Source organism: Streptomyces sp. (assembly GCF_031178505.1).
GTDB classification, from domain to species: Bacteria; Actinomycetota; Actinomycetes; order Streptomycetales; family Streptomycetaceae; genus Streptomyces; species Streptomyces gulbargensis.
Window position 1 is genome coordinate 1 of the sequence record NZ_JAPSIW010000036.1, and the last position, 21154, is coordinate 21154.

22 protein-coding genes are annotated in these 21154 nt (G+C 72.3%); 9 read left to right on the forward strand and 13 right to left on the reverse strand.

Going from position 1 to position 21154, the window contains the following annotated elements; translation table 11 throughout:
- On the forward strand, positions 1-318 hold a 318-nt coding region (locus RIF68_RS05330; RefSeq protein ID WP_375165674.1), incomplete at its 5' end, for an MFS transporter.
- Positions 319-396: 78 nt separating this feature from the next.
- Here RIF68_RS05330 and ccsB read toward each other — a convergent pair.
- The 7 genes from ccsB to hemL form a co-directional block, all read right to left on the reverse strand.
- Positions 397-1482, reverse strand: coding sequence for a c-type cytochrome biogenesis protein CcsB (gene ccsB / locus RIF68_RS05335; protein WP_309049954.1), 1086 nt, complete (start codon positions 1480-1482; stop codon positions 397-399).
- A complete protein-coding gene (locus RIF68_RS05340; protein WP_309049955.1) occupies positions 1479-3173 on the reverse strand; it encodes a cytochrome c biogenesis protein ResB in 1695 nt (564 codons plus the stop codon). Before RIF68_RS05340 ends, ccsB begins: the two co-directional genes overlap by 4 nt.
- A gap of 5 nt (positions 3174-3178) precedes the next feature.
- Complete coding sequence (locus RIF68_RS05345; RefSeq protein ID WP_309049974.1) at positions 3179-3901, reverse strand: cytochrome c biogenesis protein CcdA; 723 nt, start codon at positions 3899-3901, stop codon at positions 3179-3181.
- A 22-nt stretch (positions 3902-3923) separates the two neighbouring features.
- Entirely contained in the window at positions 3924-4529 is a 606-nt protein-coding gene (locus RIF68_RS05350; protein WP_309049956.1) for a TlpA disulfide reductase family protein, read from the reverse strand.
- Positions 4530-4606: 77 nt separating this feature from the next.
- The gene (locus tag RIF68_RS05355) at positions 4607-5866 is read right to left on the reverse strand and encodes a hypothetical protein (protein ID WP_309049957.1); all 1260 of its coding nucleotides are present in this window, start codon (positions 5864-5866) and stop codon (positions 4607-4609) included.
- A 275-nt stretch (positions 5867-6141) separates the two neighbouring features.
- A complete protein-coding gene (locus RIF68_RS05360) occupies positions 6142-6828 on the reverse strand; it encodes a histidine phosphatase family protein (protein WP_309049958.1) in 687 nt (228 codons plus the stop codon).
- Complete coding sequence (hemL, locus tag RIF68_RS05365) at positions 6825-8132, reverse strand: glutamate-1-semialdehyde 2,1-aminomutase (RefSeq protein WP_309049959.1); 1308 nt, start codon at positions 8130-8132, stop codon at positions 6825-6827. Before hemL ends, RIF68_RS05360 begins: the two co-directional genes overlap by 4 nt.
- Before the next feature lie 257 nt (positions 8133-8389).
- On the opposite strand from hemL, the gene RIF68_RS05370 reads away from it, so the two are divergent.
- Together RIF68_RS05370 and RIF68_RS05375 are read left to right on the forward strand one after the other, a co-directional pair.
- Positions 8390-8992 carry a hypothetical protein gene (locus tag RIF68_RS05370; RefSeq protein WP_309049960.1) on the forward strand — a complete coding sequence of 201 codons (603 nt, stop codon included), beginning with the start codon at positions 8390-8392 and terminating at the stop codon, positions 8990-8992.
- 146 nt (positions 8993-9138) lie between these two features.
- Positions 9139-9576: a MerR family transcriptional regulator gene (locus tag RIF68_RS05375; protein WP_309049961.1), complete on the forward strand. Its 438-nt coding sequence runs from the start codon at positions 9139-9141 to the stop codon at positions 9574-9576.
- Between the two features lie 12 nt (positions 9577-9588).
- Here RIF68_RS05375 and RIF68_RS05380 read toward each other — a convergent pair whose 3' ends face one another.
- Positions 9589-10464 carry an ABC transporter substrate-binding protein gene (locus RIF68_RS05380; protein ID WP_309049962.1) on the reverse strand — a complete coding sequence of 292 codons (876 nt, stop codon included), beginning with the start codon at positions 10462-10464 and terminating at the stop codon, positions 9589-9591.
- Between the two features lie 85 nt (positions 10465-10549).
- On the reverse strand, positions 10550-10999 hold the full coding sequence (locus tag RIF68_RS05385; protein WP_309049963.1) for a GNAT family N-acetyltransferase: 450 nt from the start codon (positions 10997-10999) through the stop codon (positions 10550-10552).
- A gap of 119 nt (positions 11000-11118) precedes the next feature.
- Between RIF68_RS05385 and RIF68_RS05390 the strand changes: the two genes are divergently transcribed.
- Complete coding sequence (locus tag RIF68_RS05390) at positions 11119-11856, forward strand: Mut7-C RNAse domain-containing protein (protein WP_309049964.1); 738 nt, start codon at positions 11119-11121, stop codon at positions 11854-11856.
- Between the two features lie 106 nt (positions 11857-11962).
- On the opposite strand, the gene RIF68_RS05395 is transcribed toward RIF68_RS05390, so the two are convergent.
- Positions 11963-12523, reverse strand: coding sequence for a TetR family transcriptional regulator (locus tag RIF68_RS05395; RefSeq protein WP_309049965.1), 561 nt, complete (start codon positions 12521-12523; stop codon positions 11963-11965).
- Between the two features lie 117 nt (positions 12524-12640).
- Between RIF68_RS05395 and RIF68_RS05400 the strand changes: the two genes are divergently transcribed.
- Positions 12641-14107: an FAD-dependent monooxygenase gene (locus RIF68_RS05400; RefSeq protein WP_309049966.1), complete on the forward strand. Its 1467-nt coding sequence runs from the start codon at positions 12641-12643 to the stop codon at positions 14105-14107.
- A 48-nt stretch (positions 14108-14155) separates the two neighbouring features.
- On the opposite strand, the gene RIF68_RS05405 is transcribed toward RIF68_RS05400, so the two are convergent.
- Positions 14156-14626, reverse strand: coding sequence for a hypothetical protein (locus tag RIF68_RS05405; RefSeq protein ID WP_309049967.1), 471 nt, complete (start codon positions 14624-14626; stop codon positions 14156-14158).
- 151 nt (positions 14627-14777) lie between these two features.
- Here RIF68_RS05405 and RIF68_RS05410 point away from each other — a divergent pair, with 151 nt between their 5' ends.
- The gene (locus RIF68_RS05410) at positions 14778-15545 is read left to right on the forward strand and encodes an SDR family NAD(P)-dependent oxidoreductase (protein WP_309049968.1); all 768 of its coding nucleotides are present in this window, start codon (positions 14778-14780) and stop codon (positions 15543-15545) included.
- 51 nt (positions 15546-15596) lie between these two features.
- Here RIF68_RS05410 and RIF68_RS05415 read toward each other — a convergent pair whose 3' ends face one another.
- Positions 15597-16790, reverse strand: a complete 1194-nt coding sequence (locus RIF68_RS05415) for an RtcB family protein (protein ID WP_309049969.1) — start codon at positions 16788-16790, stop codon at positions 15597-15599.
- 174 nt (positions 16791-16964) lie between these two features.
- On the opposite strand from RIF68_RS05415, the gene RIF68_RS05420 reads away from it, so the two are divergent.
- The 3 genes from RIF68_RS05420 to RIF68_RS05430 all read left to right on the forward strand — a co-directional run bounded on the left by RIF68_RS05420 (position 16965) and on the right by RIF68_RS05430 (position 20102).
- Entirely contained in the window at positions 16965-17909 is a 945-nt protein-coding gene (locus tag RIF68_RS05420; RefSeq protein ID WP_309049970.1) for a DUF3558 domain-containing protein, read from the forward strand.
- Positions 17910-17998: 89 nt separating this feature from the next.
- Positions 17999-18736 (forward strand): DUF3558 domain-containing protein, encoded by a 738-nt coding sequence (locus RIF68_RS05425; RefSeq protein WP_309049971.1) that lies wholly within the window; start codon positions 17999-18001, stop codon positions 18734-18736.
- Positions 18737-18857: 121 nt separating this feature from the next.
- Positions 18858-20102, forward strand: coding sequence for a DUF2637 domain-containing protein (locus RIF68_RS05430; protein WP_309049972.1), 1245 nt, complete (start codon positions 18858-18860; stop codon positions 20100-20102).
- Positions 20103-20167: 65 nt separating this feature from the next.
- Here RIF68_RS05430 and lysS read toward each other — a convergent pair.
- Positions 20168-21154 (reverse strand): lysine--tRNA ligase (gene lysS, locus RIF68_RS05435; protein WP_309049973.1); only part of this gene is annotated, 987 nt, incomplete at its 5' end.

Consider the following 21154-nt stretch of genomic DNA (forward strand, 5'->3'; position numbering starts at 1 on the left):
TGCTGGTGCGTGGTGCTGTTCTTCGCCTCGACCGGCGCCTCCAGCGCGTACCTGACCGTCTCCGAGATCTTCCCCATGGAGACCCGCGCGATGGCCATCGCCTTCTTCTACGCGCTCGGCACCGCGGTCGGCGGCATCAGCGGCCCGCTGGTCTTCGCCGAGCTCACCGAGTCGGGCGTCGTCGGCGACACCGTCCTCGCCTTCCAGATCGGCGCCGGCCTGATGTGTGCCGCCGGCATCGTGGCGGCCTTCCTGGCGGTCGACGCGGAGCGCCGCTCCCTGGAGGACATCGCGGAACCGCTGTCGGTGGTGAAGTAGGACAGCGGCGCCCGGGCCCGGCCCCGGGTGCGATGAGGCCCGGGCGGGTGCCCCGCCCGGGCCTCATCGCGTCCCGGCTCAGACGCCCGCGTAGGAGTGCTTGCTGCTGACGAAGATGTTGACGCCGTAGTAGTTGAAGAGGAAGCAGGCGAAGGCGATGAGCGCGATGTACGCGGCCTTGCGGCCCTTCCAGCCGGCCGTGGCACGGGCGTGCAGGTACGCCGCGTAGCCGACCCAGGTGATGAAGGACCAGACCTCCTTGGCGTCCCAGCCCCAGTAGCGGCCCCAGGCGTCGCCGGCCCAGATGGCGCCCGCGATGATCGTGAACGTCCACAGCGGGAAGATGGCGGCGTTGATCCGGTAGGCGAACTTGTCGAGGGTCGCCGCCGCGGGCAGCCGCTCCAGGACGGAGCGGGCGAAGCCGCCCGGCTCGCCGCCGTTCGCCAGCTTGTTCTCGTACGAGTCACGGAAGAGGTACAGCAGCGTGGCGACCGCGCCCAGGTAGAGGACGGCGCCGCAGAAGATGGCGGTGGAGACGTGGATCCACAGCCAGTACGAGTCGAGGGCGGGCACCAGCTGGTCGCTCTCGGTGTAGAGCATCGTCGTCGCCATGCCCAGGTCCAGCAGGACCGTGGTCACCAGCGGCAGACCGATCCACCGCACGTTCTTCCCGGCGAGGAGGAAGGCGAGGTACACGCCGACCGCGACCGCGGAGAAGGTGGTGGAGAACTCGTACATGTTGCCCCAGGGGGCGCGCTGCACGGAGAGGGCGCGGGTGACCACGCCCGACGCCTGGACGGCGAAGGCGAGGACGGTGAGCGAGATCGCGATCCGGCCGTAGAGGTCGCCCTTCACGGTGCCGCCGGCCGCGCCGGGGCCGTCGGGCACCTCACGGGTGCCGGCGGCGGCCCGGGTGACGACCTTCGGCCGGTCCAGGACGGTGGTGCCACCGGCCTTCTTCACCTGGACGGAGACGGCCGGTGCGGCGGCCGCGCCGGCCTTGCCGGTGAGCGCGGCGGCGGTCCGGCCGACCTTGCTGCGGCTGCCGAACACCCACTCGGCGATGTGGGCCAGGAAGGCCAGGGTGTAGACGGCCATCGAGGAGTAGACGAGCGTGTTGCTCATCTGCGCCAGGCCCTCGTTGGTCGCGGCGGCGAGGATCACTTCTCAGCCCCTTCTGCTTCTGCGTCGGCGGGTTCCGGCGCGGGTGGCGCCTGTGCGGTGAGCGTGACCGCCAGGTCGGCCAGCTCCTCGGGGAGCTTGGCCGAATCGCTGCGGCCGAGCCCCGCCATCTCGACGACGGTGACGCCGTCCTCACCCCGTACGGCCCGGACCCAGACCCGGCGCCGCTGGATGAACAGCGAACCGGACAGACCGGCCAGCGCGGCGGCCGCGCCCGCGAGGGCGAGACCGTTGCCCGGCTGCTGCGAGATCTGGAAACTGGCCCACTCCTTGATCTCCTTCTCGAAGGTGATCGAGCCGGCCCCGCCGGGCAGGGCCATCGTCTCGCCGGGCAGCAGCCGCTGGGCCACGCCCGTGCCCGTACCGAGCTTGAACTGGGTCATCTTGGTGGTGTTCAGCTGGTACACGTTCTGCGGCACGCCGGAGTTGACGCGCAGGTCGCCGTGGTAGCCGGTGAGCGCCAGGACGGGGAAGTCGAGCGCCGGGAACTGGGAGAACATCGTGCCCTTGCCGGCACCGGCGAAGGTCGGCACGAACAGGGCGGTGAAGCCCAGCTGCTCCTTCTTGCCGTTCTTGTCCCGGTAGCCGTCCATGACCTTGATGGCGCCGGTCGAGGTGATGTTGTTGTCGATCGGCAGCAGCGGGACGGCGCCCTTGAAGACGACCTTGCCGCGGCCGTCCTTGACGGTGACGACGGGCGCGTAGCCGTGGGCGATCAGATAGACCTTGGAGTCGCCGACCTTCAGCGGCTCGTTGACCCTGATGATCGCCTTCCGGTCCCGCTCACCGCCGTCGGTGTACGTGACGGCCGCCTCGAAGGTGCGCGGGGTGCCGCGCTGGGGGCCGTCCTTCTCGTACGTACCGGTGAAGGTGTCCAGGGTGAAACTGAACGGCTCCAGCTCGTCGACGCCGAACTGGGAGCCGGACTTGAAGTCGTCGTACTGGGTGAGCGTGTTGGAGAAGCCGTCGCCCTCGACGATCAGCTTGCCGCCCTCGGACTTGAACAGCTGCCCCCAGGCGAAGGCCACCAGCATCACGATCAGGGCGATGTGGAAGACCAGGTTCCCCGCCTCGCGGAGGTAGCCCTTCTCGGCGGCGACGGCGTCCCCGTCGGCGTGCGCCCGGAACCGACGCCGCTTCAGCAGCTCGCGCGCCGCCTCCCGCACCTCCTCCGGCCCGGCCCCGGTCCGCCAGGTCGTGTACGCGGGGAGGCGGGTGAGGTGCTTGGGGGCGCGCGGCGGCCGGCCGCGCAGCTGGCCGACGAACTGCCAGGTGCGGGGGACGATGCAGCCGATGAGGGAGACGAACAGCAGGATGTAGATGGCGGAGAACCACGCCGAGCTGTAGACGTCGAACAGCTGGAGCTTCTCGTACACCGGGGTGAGCGTGGGGTGGGCGTCCTTGAAGTCCTGCACCTTGAGCTCGTCCGCGCTGGTCTGCGGGATGAGGGAGCCGGGGACGGCGCCGAGCGAGAGCAGGAAGAGCAGGATCAGCGCGACCCGCATCGAGGTGAGCTGGCGCCAGCACCAGCGGATCCAGCCGAGGACACCGAGCCGGGGGCCGCCGGCGGCGGTCTCCTCGGCGCTCTCCTCGCGGGGCGCGGTCGACAGGGCCGCCCCGGCCGCCGCGTCCTCGGGGGTCGCGGAGTTCTCCGTCGTGTCGGTCTTGCTCATGGAACTCAGATCCCCACCGTGAAACCGCTGGACCAGCCCTGCATCGTGGCCACCATGCTGTCCCACACGCCGGTGAGGAGCAGGACGCCGGTGACGATCATCATGCCGCCGCCGATCCGCATCACCCAGCTGTAGTGCTTCTTCACCCAGGCGAAGGTGCCGAGGGCCTTGCGGAAGGCGATGGCGGCGAGCACGAAGGGGACCCCGAGGCCGAGGCAGTACGCGAAGGCCAGTATCGCCCCGCGTCCGGCGCTGGCCTGCTCGAAGGCGAGGGCGTTCACGGAGGCGAGGGTCGGGCCGATGCACGGCGTCCAGCCGATGCCGAACAGCGCGCCGAGCAGCGGGGCGCCGACGAGGCCGGCGACGGGCCTGCGGTGGAAGCGGAACTCGCGCTGGGTGAGCCAGGGCATCAGGCCGAGGAAGAACACGCCCATCAGCACCATGAGGACGCCGAGGATCGTGGTGAAGGTGCCGCGGTACTCCTGGAGCGTCGAGCCGAAGTAGCCGAAGAGGGCGCCGCCGGAGACGAAGACGGCGGTGAAGCCGAGGACGAAGAGGGCGGCGCCGGCGGTCATCCGGCCGCGGCGGTTCTCGGCCAGGTCGGTGCCGGTGACGCCGGTCACGTACGAGAGGTAGCCGGGCACCAGGGGCAGGACGCAGGGCGAGAAGAAGGAGACCAGGCCGCCGAGCGCGGCGATGGGCAGGGCGAGCAGCAGGGCGCCGCTCATGACCGTCTGGTTGGGATCCACGTCACTTCTCCGCGAGGAGCGGCTCGATCATCGAGCGGAGCTTCTCCTCGTTCAGTGCCATGAGCGAGCGGGCGGCGATCCTGCCCTCCTTGTCGAGGACGAGGGTGGAGGGGATCGCCTGGGGGTTGAGGGTGCCCTCGGGGAAGCCGAAGAGGATCAGCTTGCCCGCGGGGTCGTAGAGGCTCGGGTACGGCACGCCGTAGTCCTTCTCGAAGGCGACCGCCGACTGCTTGTTGGGGTCCCGGGTGTTGATCCCGACGAACTCCACGCCCTTGGCCTTCAGCTCCTTGGCGACCTTGACGAAGTGGGGGGCCTCGGCGCGGCACGGGCTGCACCAGGAGCCCCACACGTTCAGGACGACGACCTTGCCCTTGAGGCCGGCGACGTCGAGCCGCTTGCCGTCGACGGTCTCGCCCGCCAGCTCGCCGGGGGCCTGCCGCTTCCCCTGGGCGGCGGTGGAGATGCCCCCGGCGTCGGTGACGAAGTTGGTGCCGCCACCGCCGCCGGACTTCCCGGTGTCCTCACCGGCGCAGGCCGAGAGCGCGAGGGCGGCGGTCAGCGCACCGACGGCCAGGAGGGTGCGTCGAGGGGCACGGCGAGAGCTCATGTGAAAAGTTTCGCATGGGCGTTTGGGGGATCTTGGGCACCCCCCTACGTGCCCGTAAAGCCCCTTGTCAAGATCGGCTAAGCCGTGCGCAGAAATGCGTTCCAGCCGCCGGCCGGCTTCTGGCCCACGCCGAGGCCGCGCAGCTTGGCGAGAATCTTGGGGTCCTGGACGTCGAGCCAGTCCGTGAACTGCCGGAACGAGACGAGGCGCACGTCCTTCTTTCCGGCCATTGCCTTCAGGGCCTCCTCGACGGCGTCCATGTAGATGCCGCCGTTCCACTGCTCGAAGTGGTTGCCGATGAAGAAAGGCGCGCGATTCGTCTCGTACGCGCGGCGGAATCCGGCGATCAGGGCGTCGGTGGCCTGCTTGCGCCAGCCCGGGTAGCGGGCGGGCATGCCCTTGGTGGAGTTCCCGGACTGGTTGGCGAGCATGTTGTAGTCCATGGACAGGACCTCGAAGGAGTGCCCGGGGAAGGGCACGGCCTGGAGGGGCAGGTCCCAGATGCCGCGGCGCTTGACGGGCCAGGTCTGGCGGCCGCCGGGCGAGCTGGCGTCGTAGCGCCAGCCGAGCCGCTGGGCGGTGGGCAGCAGGTTGTCCTGGCCGAGGAGGCAGGGCGTGCGGCCGCCGACGAGTTCCTTGGAGTAGTCGAAGGGCAGCGGGTCGAGGTCGGTCCAGCCGCTGTTGGTCTTCCACTCGGTGACGAACTTCATGGCCTGGTCGATCTCGCTCTGCCACTGGGCCGGGGTCCAGTGGGCGACCGAGCCGGAGCCGCCGCAGAAGTGGCCGTTGAAGTGGGTGCCGATCTCGTGGCCCTCGAGCCAGGCCTGGCGGACGTACTTCAGCGTGTCCTTGATGTGGTCGTCGGTGAGGTAGCCGATGTCGGAGGCGCCGACGCGGTTGTTCGGCGGCCGGTAGAGGTCCTTCTTGGACTCGGGCAGGAGATAGATCCCGGAGAGGAAGAAGGTCATCGCCGCGTCGTGGTTCCTGGCGAGTTCCAGGAAGCGGGGGAAGAGGCCGTTGCCGACCTCTCCGGCCCCGTCCCAGGAGAAGACGACGAACTGGGGCGGCGTCTGACCGGGTTCGAGCGGGACGGGGGTGTCGGGCTGGTTCGGCTGCTTGCCCGTGTCGGCGGTGGAACCGTCGCCGATGGGCTTGGCGTCCTGGGTCGGGGCGGGGGTCGTGGGGGTACCCGTCCCGGTGTCGCCGCCCTTACCGGGCCCGGAGCCTCCCGGTTTCCTCTCCGTCCCGGCGTTCCCGGTGCCGCAGCCGGCTATCCCGGCCGCCGCTGCGGTGCCGACGCCCGCCCCGAGAAGACTCCTTCGACTGATCCCGCGCATGCCATCCCCAATTCGCGCTCACGTACGACTGAAACGTCATCCAATCCGACAATCAGTGAGATGCGGGGAGGAACACGGAGGTTCCCGGCGTGCGCACAAAAATGTCAGGGCGATCGAATGGCGTGTACACGACTGGCGTGTACCTCGCTCGATCGCCCTGACTGTGTCCCGCGGCGCGTCGGCTGTCCAGGGAGAGGACGGGGAGAAGCCGTGGAGGCAGCGGGGAGGGAGCGGGCGCGGGGCACCGGGAAGAGGTCCGGGCCCCGCGCGGGCGGCTACGCGCCGAACGCCTTCGACTTCCCCTTCGCCGGCTTCGCGCCCGCCCGCAGGTGCGGCGGGACGAGATCCAGGGCCGGCTCGCTGTACCCGACCGAGACGATCCGGTCGCCCCGGTACGTGAACGAGGTCAGCGAGGCCAGCGTGCACTGGCGCCGCCGCGGGTCGTGCCAGAGCCGCCGCTTCTCGACGAAGCTGCGCACGATCCAGATCGGGAGCTGGTGGCTGACGCAGACCGCCTCGTGCCCGCGCGCCGCGTCCTTCGCGGCGTCCAGCGCGCTCATCATCCGGACGACCTGCTCGACGTACGGCTCGCCCCAGGACGGCTGGAAGGGGTTGGTGAGGTGCCGCCAGTTGCCCGGCTTGCGCAGGGCACCGTCCCCGACGCCGAAGGTCTTGCCCTCGAAGACGTTGGCCGCCTCGATGAGCCGCTCGTCGGTCACCAGCTCCAGGTTGTGCGTCCTGGCGATGGGCGTGGCCGTCTCCTGCGCCCGCTCCAGCGGGGACGCCACGACGTGCCGGATGTCCCGGCCGGACAGGTGCTCGGCGACCCGGTCCGCCATCTGCCGCCCCAGCTCCGACAGGTGGTAGCCGGCCCGGCGCCCGTACAGGATCCCGTCCGGGTTGTGCACCTCGCCGTGCCGCATCAGGTGGACGACGGTGACGTCCTGGTCGCGGTCGCTCATGCCGTGGCCTCCGCCGCGGCGCGGGCGGCGGCCGGCAGCGCCGCCGCGATCCGCTCCACGGCCCGCTCGTCGTGCGCGGTCGACACGAACCACGATTCGAAGGCGGAGGGCGGCAGGTAGACGCCGTCGGCCAGCATCGAGTGGAAGAAGGCGTTGAAGCGGAAGGCCTCCTGCCGCTTCGCGTCCTCGTAGTTCCGCACCTCGTCGGCGGTGAAGAACACCGAGAACATGTTGGAGGCCGTCTGCAGCCGGTGCGCCACGCCCTCCTTCGCCAGCGCGTCCGTCACCAGGCCCTGGATCTCCTTCGAGACCGCGTCGACCTTCGCGTACGCCGCCTCGTCGAGCAGCCGGAGCTGCGCGAGCCCGGCGGCCGTCGCGATCGGGTTACCGGAGAGCGTGCCCGCCTGGTAGACCGGCCCGGCCGGGGCCAGGTGGCCCATCACGTCGGCGCGGCCGCCGAAGGCCGCCGCCGGGAAACCGCCGCCCATGACCTTGCCGAAGGTCATCAGATCCGGCTTCACCCCGTCGACGCCGTACCAGCCGGCCCGGCTCGTACGGAATCCGGTCATCACCTCGTCGGAGATGTACAGCGCGCCGTTCTCCCGGCACAGGTCCGCGAGGCCCTGGTTGAAGCCCGGCAGCGGCGGCACCACGCCCATGTTGCCCGGCGAGGCCTCGGTGATCACGCACGCGATCTCGCCCGGGTGCGCGGCGAAGGCGGCCCGGACCGCCTCCAGGTCGTTGTACGGCAGCACGATCGTGTCGCCCGCCTGCGCGCCGGTCACGCCGGGCGTGTCGGGCAGGCCGAACGTGGCCACCCCGGAGCCGGCCGCGGCGAGCAGCGCGTCCACGTGGCCGTGGTAGCAGCCCGCGAACTTCACCACCTTGGCCCGGCCCGTGAAACCGCGGGCCAGCCGGATCGCGGACATGGTGGCCTCGGTGCCGGAGGAGACCAGGCGCACCTGCTCGACCGGCTCGATCCGGGCCACGATCTCCTCGGCGAGCGCGACCTCGCCCTCGCCCGGCGTACCGAACGAGGTGCCACGGGCCACGGCGGTCTGCACCGCGGCGGTCACCTCGGGGTGCGCGTGGCCGAGGATCATCGGTCCCCACGAGCAGACGAGGTCGACGTACTCGCGACCGTCCGCGTCGGTGAGATACGGACCGGTACCGGACACCATGAACCGGGGCGTTCCGCCCACGGCCCGGAAGGCGCGCACCGGTGAGTTCACGCCACCGGGCGTCACAAGGGACGCGCGGTCGAAAAGCGTCTGTGAGACTGGGGCTTCGTATGAATACGACACTGCGATCCTGACCTGCGAGTACGACGTCTGATACGGAGGGACGGTGTGGGCACCCTGTGAATTACGCCGGGGCGTGCGTCCTCCGCGTCTGCGAAACTGGGGCGTCATAGGGATGGCTCACGGAATCCATGGTGTCAGAGGCCACGGCGTTCTTGCGGACAGGTGTTTCACCGTACGAACGTGGGGGAGGTCACTGACACGATGATCGGGTTGCGCGGCGGGGTCGTGTTGCCGAGAAAAAGCAGTCGGGTGGAGATATGCATCGCGGTGGCGGACCGGGCGAGGGGACGGGCGACCTGGGTCCGGAGCCTGTCCGGCGGGGGAGGCACCGGAGGCGTCGGACGGGGGAGCCTGCCCCGGCCGACGGCCAGGCGGTCCCGGAGCCCGTGGCCGATCCGGCCCCCACGGTCGGGGGCCGCAGCTTGGGGGTGACGTACAAGTACTTCGGCGCGCCCAACAGCGCGACGGCGGCCCAGGTACCGATCTCGATGCGCCCGGAGGAGCTGGGCGGCGACGAGCTCGGCATGGGCGGCATGTTCACCAAGATCAAGCCGGAGACCATAGCGGCCATGGTCCTGACCGGCATCCAGGGCATGCCCCTGCACAAGGTGCCCCCGCTGGAGCTGGTGGTGCTCCACCCGGACTACGCGGTGGTGAAGCTGCCGATGACCGTGGTGGACCCGCTGCGCGGGGTCGGCGAGGAGTCGGTCGGCGCCGCCGCCTTCATCTGGTCCACGGTCCCCGACCGGGGCGGCCCGCGGGACGCCTTCGACGTCTACCAGCTGCTCCACGAGTGGCAGGACTTCTCCGTCCGCCTGCACGAGGCGGGCCACCAGCCCTACTGCCTGGTCTGGCCCTGACGTCCGCCCGGCGGGGTGTGTGACCGCCCGCACGGGCGTTTCGTCGTGGTTCCTTCGTTCATAAGTGCTGAAGTTAGGACGAATGGTATGGGATGCGCGGTGACGCGCACTCCGGGGACCGACGACCACGAGGAAGGACTGACGCCGTGAGCGGAGTACGAGGAGTACGGTCGGCCGGCGGACCCCTGCAGCTCTGTGAGGTCGCCGCGCGCACCGAGCTGCCGCTGCGGACGATCCGCCAGTACGAGGACAGCGGCCTGGTCATGCCGTCCACGGCCTCCGAGGGAGGTTTCCCGCTCTACACGGAGGCCGATGTCGACCGCCTGATGGTGATCCGCCGCATGAGGTCGCTCGGCTTCTCCCTGGACGAGTCCCGCGAGCTGCTCACGGCGATGGACCGGCTGGCCGCCGACCGCCCGGGCACCGACACGGAGCTCGACCCGTCCGAGCACGCCGCCCTCGTGACCCTGGTCCAGCGCTTCGAGCAGGCGGCGGCCGACCGGGTCGAGGAGCTGCGCGCCCAGCTCATGCGCGCCGAGGAGTTCGCGGCCTCCCTCCGCTCCCGGCTGGTCTGCCCCGTCTAGGGCCGGGCCGTCTCACCGCCGCCCCGGTGCTTGCAGCGCCTCGGCCAGCTCACCGAAGAAGCGGGCGCAGGCGGCGGGGCTCGGCGGGAGCTCCGGGCTCCAGGGCACGAGCCGGACGGCCGGCGGGAGCACCCCGGGCAGCTCCTGGGGCGGCACGGCGTGGGCCCGGTGGTCGAACAGCACCAGGTCGGCGCCCAGTTCGGCGACCCGCCGCCAGTCGGTGGTGAGCCAGCTCGTGCCGGGCCCCGGGCCGGGGTCGAGGAGCCGTACCCCCAGTCCGGCGAGCCGCACCAGCTCGGGCCAGGCCTGCGGGCGTGCCAGATGCACCTGGTCGGGCCCGGCCCCGGACAGGGCGAGCACCCGCGCCCCGGACCCGGCGGCGGCGGTACGGAGCGCGGCCTCGGCACCGGGAAGACCGGCCCCCTGCGGCGTGGGCCTCGCGGCGGCCCCGGGCGCGTCCAGGTGCGCGGCGAGGTCCGCGAAGCGGTCGAGGATCGCGGGCAGGGTGAGCTCGTCGCCGACGGCGAGCGTGACCAGCGGCACCCCGAGCCGCCCGGCGAGCGCCTCGTCGAGGGCGTACGGACTCTTCCCGTCGTACGTGACGTCGACGACCAGCTCCACCTCCAGCTCCCGCAGCCGCTCCTCGTCCAGGTCCCGGCCGGCACCCGTGTACGGCACCCCCGCCGCCGCCAGGCCGCCCGCCTTCGCGGGATCGGGCAGGGCTCCGTCGTGCCCGGAGCCGTACACGGCGACCGGGGTCACCCCCAGGTCGAGCAGCGCCGCCCCGGCGCGCACGTAGGCGAGCACCCGCCGGGGCGGTCGCGCCGCCACCGCCACCGCTCCCCTGTCGTCCGTCCACTCCCAACCCGCCGCCCGCGTCCCGGACATACGCCTGCTCCCTCCCGTGGATCCCGCCTCCGTGCCACCTTGGGACCCGTCCCGGGCCCGCACAAGAGGGCCTGCGGCGGCGCCTCTAGGCCGGATCCCCCGCGCCGGGGAGCGGGCGGCTGAAGTGGAAGGCGATGATGTCGAAGCGCTCGCGCAGGTAGAAGCGGTGGGCGCCGGTGCGGTGGGTGCCGGAGTCGAGGTTGAGTTCGTGGCAGCCGGCCGCGCGGGCGTGTGCCTCCAGGTGCGCCAGGAGCGCGCGGCCGACGCCGGTGGAGCGGTCGGTCGCGGCGGTCACCAGGTCGTCGACATAGAGCTTGCGGACCGAGCTGGTGTTGTGGACGAGCCGCCAGCCCGCCGCGCCGACGCAGCGGCCGTCGTCCGCGTAGGCGGCGGAGAAGCGGAGCCCCTGCGGATGGCCGAGCGCGTACACCTCGCGGAACAGCTCAGGGGTGAGGTGCGGGCGGAGTTCGGTGAGGACCGGCAGGAGGTCGGACTCCAGACGGGGGTCGCCGGGCCCGAGGTCGATGATCTTCATACCGGGACGGTAGCCGAGGGCGGGCGGGGCCCGGGCGCTGTGCCCCCGGGCCGTCCCTCCCCTGGTCCGACCGCGAATTCTCTCGCCCCCCGCCCGGACCCGGTGCCATCCTGTCTTCCGTGAACGGACCGGAGATCCACATCAGCTTCGCCCCCGGCCTGCGCCTCTTCGTCGCCGCCGAGCGGCGCGCGGGGCGCACCCCGGTGATCACGGACGGCGTCTCCTCACTCGGCCATGTCGTCGAGTCCCTCGGGGTGCCGCTCACGGAGGCGGGGCGGCTGCTGGTCGACGGACGGCCCGTGGACGTCTCGCACGTCCCGGCCGCCGGCGAGACCGTCGAGGTCGAGGACGTCGCCCGCCCGCAGGCCGTACCGGGCGCCCCGCTCCGTTTCCTGCTCGACGTCCACCTGGGCACGCTGGCCCGCCGGCTGCGGCTGCTCGGCGTGGACGCGGCCTACGAGAGCGAGGACATCGGCGATCCCGCCCTGGCCACGCGCTCGGCGCGGGAGCGGCGCGTCATGCTCTCGCGGGACCGGGGGCTGCTGCGCCGTCGCGAACTGTGGGCGGGCGCCTACGTCTACAGCGACCGGCCGGACGAGCAGCTCCGCGACGTCCTGGAGCGCTTCGCGCCGCCGCTCGCCCCGTGGACCCGCTGCACGGCGTGCAACGGGGAGCTGACGGAGGCGGACAAGGACGCGGTCCGCGCGCGGCTGGAGCGCGGCACGGAGAAGACGTACGACGTGTTCGCGCAGTGCGGCGAGTGCGGCCGGGTCTACTGGCGCGGCGCCCATCACTCCCGGCTGGAGGCCATCGTCTCCGAGGCGGTACGGGAGTTCGGCGGCGCGACGGCGCTCTGAGCCGTACGGCCGGCCGCAGCGGCCGGCCCGGGGGCCGTACCGCTCAGGGGCCGCTCGTCACGGGACCGGCCGCACCGGGGTCGCGCCGCTCGCGGACGCGTGGCGGTCAGGGGCTCTCGGCGGTCAGATAGCGCTGCACGGTCGGGCCGAGCCAGGCGACGATCTCCTCGCGGGTCAGCTCGACGGCCGGCGGCAGCCGCAGCACGTACCGGGCCAGGGCCATGCCCAGGATCTGCGAGGCGACGAGCGCGGCGCGGCGCGGCGCCTCTTCGGGGACGGGGCAGACGCCCCGGGTGAGGGGGGCGAGCCCCTGGGCGAAGATCTCGTGCATGCGCGCGGTGCCGGCCTCGTTGGTCACCCCGACGCGCAGCATGGCGGTGAGCCGCTCGTCCTGCTCCCAGCGGTCGACGAAGTGCCGGACGAGCATCGTCCCGGCGTGCCGCGCGGGCAGCTCCCCGAACTCCGGCAGGGAGAGGTCCATCGCGCAGGCGGCGACGAAGAGGCCCTCCTTGTTGCCGTAGTAGCGCATCACCATGGACGGATCGATGCCGGCGTCACGGGCGATGGCCCGGATCGTGGCGCGCTCGTACCCGTCGGAGGCGAAGCGCTCGCGCGCGGCTTCCAGGATCGCGGCCCTGGTGGCGTCGGAACGGCGGGCGGTCGTCATGCCCACAACTGTAGGCCAACAAGCGTTGACACTCCATTCCCGGGCGCCCTACGCTTGCCAACAAGTGTTGACCAACGTGCGTTGGCCAACGGACGTGGGCACCCCCTGGAGGCAGCCATGAGCACCCCCCGCACCACGCACACCGCCCAGGCGACCACCCCGGCCGCCGCCCCGCGCACCGACACCGACGTCCTCGTCATCGGCGCCGGACCCACCGGACTGCTCCTCGCCGGTGACCTCGCCGCCGCCGGTCTCGACGTGACCCTGGTCGAGCGCCGCCCCCGCACCCGCGCCAACCTGACCCGCGCCTTCGCCGTGCACGCCCGCACCCTGGAGCAGTTCGACGCCCGCGGGCTCGCCGACGACCTCGTCGCCACCGGCACGCGCGTCACCCGTCTCACGCTCTTCGGCCACGCCTCCCTCGACCTCACCCGGCTCCCCTCCCGCTACAACCACCTGCTCGTCACCCCGCAGTACGAGGTCGAGGAACTGCTGGAGAAGCGCGCGGAGGGCGCGGGCGTGACCTTCCGCCACGAGACGGAGCTCCGGGGGCTGCGCCAGGACGCCGACACCGTCACCGCCGAACTCACCGGCCCCGACGGGGCTCCCCTCACCCTCCGGGCCCGCCACCTCGTCGGCACCGACGGCGTCCGCAGCGCCGTCCGCTCCGCCCTCGGCCTGCCCTTCCCCGGCGTCTCCGTCATCCGCTCCCTCGTCCTGGCGGACGTCCGCCTCGCCGAGGAGCCCACCGAGACCTTCACCGTCCAGGGCACCGGCGACTCCTTCGCCTTCATGGCCCCCTTCGGGGACGGCTGGTACCGCGTGATGGGGTGGAACCGTTCCCGCCAGGTCGCCGACACCGAGCCCGTCGACCTCGACGAGATCCGCGCCATCACCCGCCAGGCCTTCGGCACCGACCACGGCATGCACGACCCGCGCTGGATCTCCCGCTTCCACAGCGACGAACGCCAGGCCCCCTCCTACCGCGTCGGCCGCGTGTTCCTCGCGGGCGACGCCGCCCACGTCCACTCCCCCGCAGGCGGGCAGGGCATGAACACCGGCCTCCAGGACGCCGCCAACCTCTCCTGGAAGCTCGCCGCCGTCCTGCGGGGCGAGGCCCCCGACCCGGAGGCGCTCCTCGACAGCTACCAGAGCGAACGCCACCCCGTCGGCGCGATGGTCCTGCGCAGCAGCGGGGCGATCCTCCGCCTGGCCATGGCCCACACCCCGCCCGTCCGCGCCGCCCGGTCCCTCGCCACCCGGGTCCTGAGCACCACCAATCCGGTCTCCGCCCGGGTCCTCGACCGGATCAGCGGCATCGGCATCGCCTACGCCCCCGCCCCGGGCGGCGGGCGCCTCTCGGGCCGCCGCGCCCCCGACGTCCGCCTGCGCGAGGGCCGCCTCCACGAGCTCCTGCGCGCGGGCGAGTTCGTCCTCATCGCCCCGGAGGGCACGCCGACGGCCCTGCCGCCGGCGGCGCCGGTCGCGCCCGGGCGCGTCGTCCGGGGCACCTGGCGCGACCCCGCCCGCCGCGCCACCGTCCTCGTCCGCCCCGACGGGTACGTCTACCGGGCGGACCGGTGAACGGCCCGGTGCGGCTCCGCCCCGGAGGCGCACCGGCCGGCCCCGCGTTCAGAAGACGTACGGGTCCCCGGTGGCGAGCACCAGCACCCGGTGCCGGTCGTTCACCGGGTTCCGGTCCTCCGCCCCGTCCCGCCAGGCCGTGGTGATCTCCACCGTCAGCTCGTCCGGGCGCCCCGCCGTCCGCAGGTCCAGCGCCAGCTCACCGACGCCCACCCGGGCCCGCAGCTCGCCCGTCCGGCAGGAGACCACCCGGTCGCTGCTCCACAGGCAGGCGGACGGCAGCTCCTGGCCGCCCGCCATGGGTTCCGAGAAGGCGATCCGGACGGTCGCCTGCGGCAGATCGGCGGGGCCGAGGTTCTCGCTCACCATCCACACGCCCAGCCGTCCGTCCCACAGGGAGACATGACCGTGATGGGCCAGATCCGCCTCGGCCCCGACCGCACCGGCGCTCCCGCCGGCACCCACCATCAGCGCGGCCGCGAGAGCGACCCCGAGCACACCGTTCCGCATGACAGCCATGGGCACAAAATACCTACAAGGCGACATATAGTCCGATAATCGATCAGCGCGTGTCCTGGCGACGTCCCACCCCGCACCGACCGCCCGCTCCCCCGCCCCGCCTATCCTGACCGGGCGATCGACGAATCGACCACCTGCGCGAGGAGCACCCATGACCGGCCGCCCCGGCACCCCCATCGCCGTCGTCACCGGAGCGAGCAGCGGCATCGGCGCCGCCACGGCCCGGCAGCTCGCCGCCGCCGGATACCGCGTGGTCCTCACCGCACGCCGCAAGGACCGCATCGAAACCCTCGCCGCCGAGATCAACGAGGCCGGCCACCAGGCCACCGCCTACGCCCTCGACGTCACCGACCGCGCCGCCGTCGACGAGTTCGCCACCGCCTTCCACTCCCTCGCCGTCCTGGTCAACAACGCCGGCGGCGCCCTGGGCGCCGACCCCGTCCCCACCGCCGACCCCGAGGACTGGCGGCGCATGTACGAGGTCAACGTCCTCGGCACCCTCCACATGACCCAGGCCCTGCTGCCCGCCCTCACCGCGAGCGGCGACGGCACGGTCGTCGTCGTCTCCTCCACCGCCGGCCACGCCACCTACGAGGGCGGCGCCGGCTACGTCGCCGCCAAGAACGGCGCCCGCGTCCTCGCCGAAACCCTCCGCCTGGAGATCGTCGGCACCCCGGTCCGCGTCATCGAGATCGCCCCCGGCATGGTCAGGACCGAGGAGTTCGCCACCACCCGCTTCCGCGGCGACACCGAGAAGGCCGCCAAGGTCTACGCCGGGGTGCCCGACCCCCTCACCGCCGACGACGTCGCCGACACCATCACCTGGGCCTGCACCCGCCCCCCGCACGTCAACATCGACCTCCTGGTCGTCCGCCCGCGCGCCCAGGCGTCCAACACCAAGGTCCACCGCGAGCCGTAGACACGCCGAGGGGGCCGGTGCGCCGCACCGGCCCCCGTCGCGCGAGGCGTCTCAGCCCTTCACGCAGACGACCTGCTTCAGCTTCGCGACGACCTCCACGAGATCCCGCTGCTGCTCCATGACCTGCTCGATCGGCTTGTAGGCGCCCGGGATCTCGTCCACGACACCCGAGTCCTTGCGGCACTCCACGCCCCGGGTCTGCTCCTCCAGGTCCCGGGTCGAGAAGCGGCGCTTGGCCGCGCTGCGGCTCATCCGCCGGCCCGCGCCGTGCGAGGCCGAGTTGAAGGAGGCCGCGTTGCCGAGCCCCTTCACGATGTACGAGCCCGTGCCCATCGAGCCGGGGATGATGCCGAGGTCGCCGGAGCCCGCGCGGATCGCACCCTTCCGCGTGACCAGCAGGTCCATGCCCTCGTACCGCTCCTCCGCCACGTAGTTGTGGTGGCAGGAGATGACCGGATCGAAGGTCACCCTCGCCTTGCGGAACTCCTTGCGGACGACCTCCTGGAACAGGGCCATCATGATCGCGCGGTTGTACTTGGCGTACTCCTGCGCCCAGAAGAGGTCGTTGCGGTAGGCCGCCATCTGCGGGGTCTGCGCGACGAAGACCGCCAGGTCTCGGTCGACGATCCCCTGGTTGTGCGGCAGCTTCTGCGCCACGCCGATGTGGTGCTCGGCCAGCTCCTTGCCGATGTTCCGGGAGCCCGAGTGCAGCATCAGCCACACCGCGCCGTCCGTGTCGAGGCACACCTCCGCGAAGTGATTGCCCGAGCCCAGCGTCCCCATCTGCAGGGCCGCCCGCTCCCGGCGGAACTTGACCGCGTCCGCGACCCCGTCGAAGCGGGACCAGAAATCCTCCCAGCCCGCGACCGGGAACCCGTACAGCCGCTTGGGGTCGACCTCCTCGCGGTGCATCCCCCGGCCCACCGGAATGGCGTGCTCGATCCGGGACCGCAGCCGCGAGAGGTCACCGGGCAGGTCGTTCGCGGTCAGCGAGGTCTTCACCGCCGACATGCCGCAGCCGATGTCGACACCGACCGCCGCCGGGCAGACCGCGTCCTTCATGGCGATCACCGAACCGACCGTCGCGCCCTTGCCGTAGTGGACGTCCGGCATGACGGCCAGACCGCGGACCCAGGGCAGGGTCGCCACGTTCTGCAGCTGCTGCAGGGCACCGCCCTCGACCGTCGCGGGGTCGGCCCACATGCGGATGGGCACCTTGGCACCCGGTACCTCGACGTACGACATACTTCCTCGATTCCCCCGAAAAGTCTGATAACGCAAAAACCGGCGCCAAAGCCCGTACAAGTGACAGCGGACCGGCATCAACAGCTGCGTGTGCGATAGACATTGTGTCCACCAGCAGGGACCGAGCGGCAAACAGTTTTCGGGAAAGACTTCGGCGGAAGGGAGCCTGAGACCGTGCAGCGAAAGAGGTGCCTCCCCGGCCCGCCCGGCCGCGCCGGGAACACCGCCCGCACCGCCGCCCTCCTCGCGCTCGGCCTCGGGATCGGCCTCACCGGCTGCTCCGCCGGCACCACGGCCGAGGACGTCACCGTCGACGCCAAGGCCGGCCCGGCCGCCGCCGCCGCGCCCCCCGGCCGCTACCGCACCCTCTTCGAACCCTGCGGCTCCGTCCCGCAGGCCACCCTCAAGGACCTCCTCCCGGGCGCCGCCGCCCTGCCGGACCTTGAGCGCGCCAAGGCGTACCGCGGCACCGCCGCCGTCACCTACGACACCGACCGGCGTGTCGGCTGCGCCTGGAAGGCCGACACCCCCGACGCCTCGCACCGGCTCGTCCTCGACGTCGAGCGGGTGGTCTCCTACGACCCCGCCGTGAGCGACGACACCCGGGCCCAGGAGGTGCTCGTCCGCAAGCAGACCGCCGCGGACGTCCCCCTCCCGCCGACGGCCCCGCCGCCCACCACCCCGCCCACGAGCCCCACGCCCCCCACAGCCCCCGGCGGCACCCCCGGCCCCGGCACCCCGGCGGTCACCCCCGTGGCCCACGCGTCCGCCCAGGCCCCCGTCACGGGCACGAGCGCCCCGGCCGGCTCCGGCGCCCCCACCGCGAGCCTGCCCGCCACGCCCACGGCGCCCCCCACCCCCACCGCGACCTCCACCGGCCTGGAGCCCCGCGTCCTCGACGGCCTCGGGGACGCCGCGTTCCTCGACGACGTGCTCCGCCCCGTCGGCGCCACCGCCCGCCAGCGGGTCGTGAGCGTGGTGTTCCGCACATCCAACGTCATCGTCACCGTCACCTACCAGGAGCGGACCGCCCGTTCCGCCGAGGCCCCCGACAGCGGGGAACTGCAGGAAAAGGCCCGGAATCTGGCCCGGCTGCTCGCCGAACGCCTGGAGGAGTAGCCGCCCGGCTCCGCTCCGTGAACGCGTGGCGACCACGTAACGTGTGGCGACAGCCGGACCGGACCGTACGACAAGCGACTGAAGGAACCATGCAGCGATCAGCCCCGCGTCTCTCCCGCATCCTCGCCTGCGCAGCCGTCCCTGTGATGCTCGTCGCCACCGGCTGCTCCTCGGACTCCGGCGACGGCGCCGGTTCCGGTGCCGGCTCCGCCCAGGACAAGGCCTCGGCCTCCGCCTCCGCGTCGGCCACCCCCTCGCCGACCCCGACGGTCGAGCCGGCGAAGTTCGCCGAGCTGCCCCAGGCCTGCAAGGCGATCACCGAGAAGACCACGGCCTCGCTCGTCCCCAAGGCGAAGAACAAGAAGGGCACCGCGGCGGCCTCCACCGACCTCACCAGCCGGGGCGGCTGCGCCTGGAACGGCCTGGAGGACAAGGGCGTCAAGGGCTCGCAGTACCGCTGGCTGGACGTGTCCTTCTACCGGTACGAGTCGGACCCGTCGCTCGGCAGCGGCCAGGAGCGCGCCCGGGAGAACCTCGCCAAGGAGCTCGCGAAGGTCCAGGCGACGCCAGGCGCGAAGAAGCTGCGTACGGCGGCGGCCGCGGGCATCGGCGACGAGGCCACCTCCGTGGCGTACCAGGTGCGCAAGACGGACGAGGACTTCGTGTACGCCTCGGTCGTGGCGCGCACGGGCAATGTGCTGGTGCTGCTGTCGTACAACGGCGCCGGCTACGCCGGTGCCGCCACGCCCACCGAGAAGGTGATCATGGACGGTGCCGTGAAGGCGGCCAAGGAGGCCGTCACGGCGGTGGCCGCGGCCAACAAGTAGGCACGAACCCGCGCAGAGTGGCACAGGTGAACGGAGCCCGGCCCTCCCCCCGGAGGCCGGGCTCCGCCCGCGTGTGCCAGTCTGTGCGCGCCGGATGTGGATCGACGGGAGGGGATCGCGGGTGGCCGCGATGCAGCTGACACGCACACACCGAATACTCATCGGCCTCGTGATCGGCGGTGCCCTGATCATCGCGGGAATCGGCTTCGCCGGTTCCTACGCCGCCGTGCGTGAGCTCGCGGTGCACAAGGGCTTCGGCGACTTCTCCTACTTCTTCCCCATCGGCATCGACGCGGGCATCTGTGTGCTGCTCGCCCTGGACCTGCTGCTGACGTGGCTCCGGATCCCGTTCCCGCTGCTGCGGCAGACGGCCTGGCTGCTGACGGCGGCGACCATCGCGTTCAACGGCGCGGCGGCCTGGCCGGATCCGCTCGGGGTCGGGATGCACGCGGTGATCCCGGTCCTCTTCGTGGTGGCCGTGGAGGCCGCCCGGCACGCGGTGGGGCGCATCGCCGACATCACCGCCGACAAGCACATGGAGGGCGTCCGGCTGACGCGCTGGCTGCTCTCCCCGGTGCCCACGTTCCGGCTGTGGCGGCGGATGAAGCTCTGGGAGCTGCGTTCGTACGAGCAGGTGATCAAGCTGGAGCAGGAGCGGATGATCTACCAGGCGCGGCTCCAGGCCCGGTACGGGCGCGGATGGCGGCGCAAGGCCCCCGTGGAGGCGCTGATGCCGCTGCGCCTCGCGCGGTACGGGGTGCCGCTGTCGGAGACGGCGGCGGCGGGTCTGGCGGCGGCCGGCGTGGAGCCGCAGCTGCTGCCCCCGACGCCGCAGCAGCAGTTGCCGGCCGCGGTGGGCGCGGCTCCCGCCCCGGTGGGCGCGGCCGGGCCGGCCGGCGCGGCCCCCGCCGGAGCCGGACAGCACGGGGAGCGCCAGGAGCTGCCGCAGATGGCCCCGGTCAACCACGAGAGCCCCTGGTTCGACGCCCAGCAGATCTCCAAGGAGTCCTACGAGGGCACGTACAACCCGCAGATCGTGGAGGGCCTGGAGCCGATGCCGGTGCCCGTTCCACAGGGCCCGGAGGACCTTCCGCCGCCGGGGCCCGAGGAGTTCGTGCCGTATCCGGAGTACGTGGAGGAGCCGCAGGCGCCCGTGGACGAGTTCGAGGAGGTCGTCTACAAGGTGAGCTGGGGCCACGTGACCGAGACGGACCGTTTCCCCGAGGAGGCGGAGCTGGCGCGGGCCGTGGCGCGCGAGTACGGCCTCGAGGAGTTCCCGGACGCGGAGCTGGGACGGCTGCGGGCCGCGATCCCCGGCGCCCGGGAGCGGGTGCGGCGGGCGCGCGAAGAGGTCGACACGCCCTGAGGGCGGGCGATCGGACACACGGAAGGGCCGCCGCCCGGTCGGGACGGCGGCCCTTCGGCGTACGGTCAGGAACCGAGCAGCTTGCGCACCCGGTCCGCGCCCACGGCGAGGAGCAGGGTGGGCAGGCGCGGCCCGGTCTCACGGCTCACCAGGAGCTTGTAGAGCAGGGCGAAGAAGGCGCGCTGGGCGACCTTCAGCTCGGGGGTGGGCTTGGCCTCGGGGGTGAGACCGGCCATGACCTTCGGGACGCCGTAGACGAGGGTGGTGAGCCCGTCCAGCGACCAGTGGGTGTCCAGGCCCTCCAGGAGCAGGCGCAGGGAGGTGCGGCCCTCCTCGTCGAGCGAGGCGAGCAGCTCGGTGTCGGGCTCCTCGCGGACGATGGTGCGCTGGTCGGCCGGGACCTGGGTCGTGATCCAGTTCTCGGCCCGGTCGAGCCGCGGGCGGACCTCGTCCAGGCTGGTGACCGGGTTCTCGGGGTCGAGGTCGGTCAGGATCCGCAGGGTCTGCTCGTCGTGGCCGGCGGTGATGTCGACGACCGAGGCGAGCGTGCGGTACGGGAGCGGGCGCGGGGTGCGGGGCAGCTCACCGGCGGCGGTGCGGGCGGCCCGCGCGTGCGCGGCGGCGTCGGCGGGGAGCACGGTGCCGTCCGCGACCTTGGCCTCCAGCTTGTCCCACTCGTCGTAGAGACGCTGGATCTCCTGGTCGAAGGCGATCTTGAACGACTGGTTGGGCCTGCGGCGGGCGTAGAGCCAGCGCAGGAGCTGCGGCTCCATGATCTTCAGCGCGTCCGCCGCGGTCGGCACCCCGCCCTTCGAGGAGGACATCTTGGCCATGCCGCTGATGCCGACGAAGGCGTACATGGGGCCGATGGGCTGCACGCCGTCGAAGATGCGGACGATCTGGCCGCCGACCTGGAAGGAGGAGCCCGGCGAGGAGTGGTCGACACCGGAGGGCTCGAAGATCACGCCCTCGTAGGCCCAGCGCATGGGCCAGTCGACCTTCCACACCAGCTTGCCGCGGTTGAACTCGCTGAGCTTGACGGTCTCCGCGAA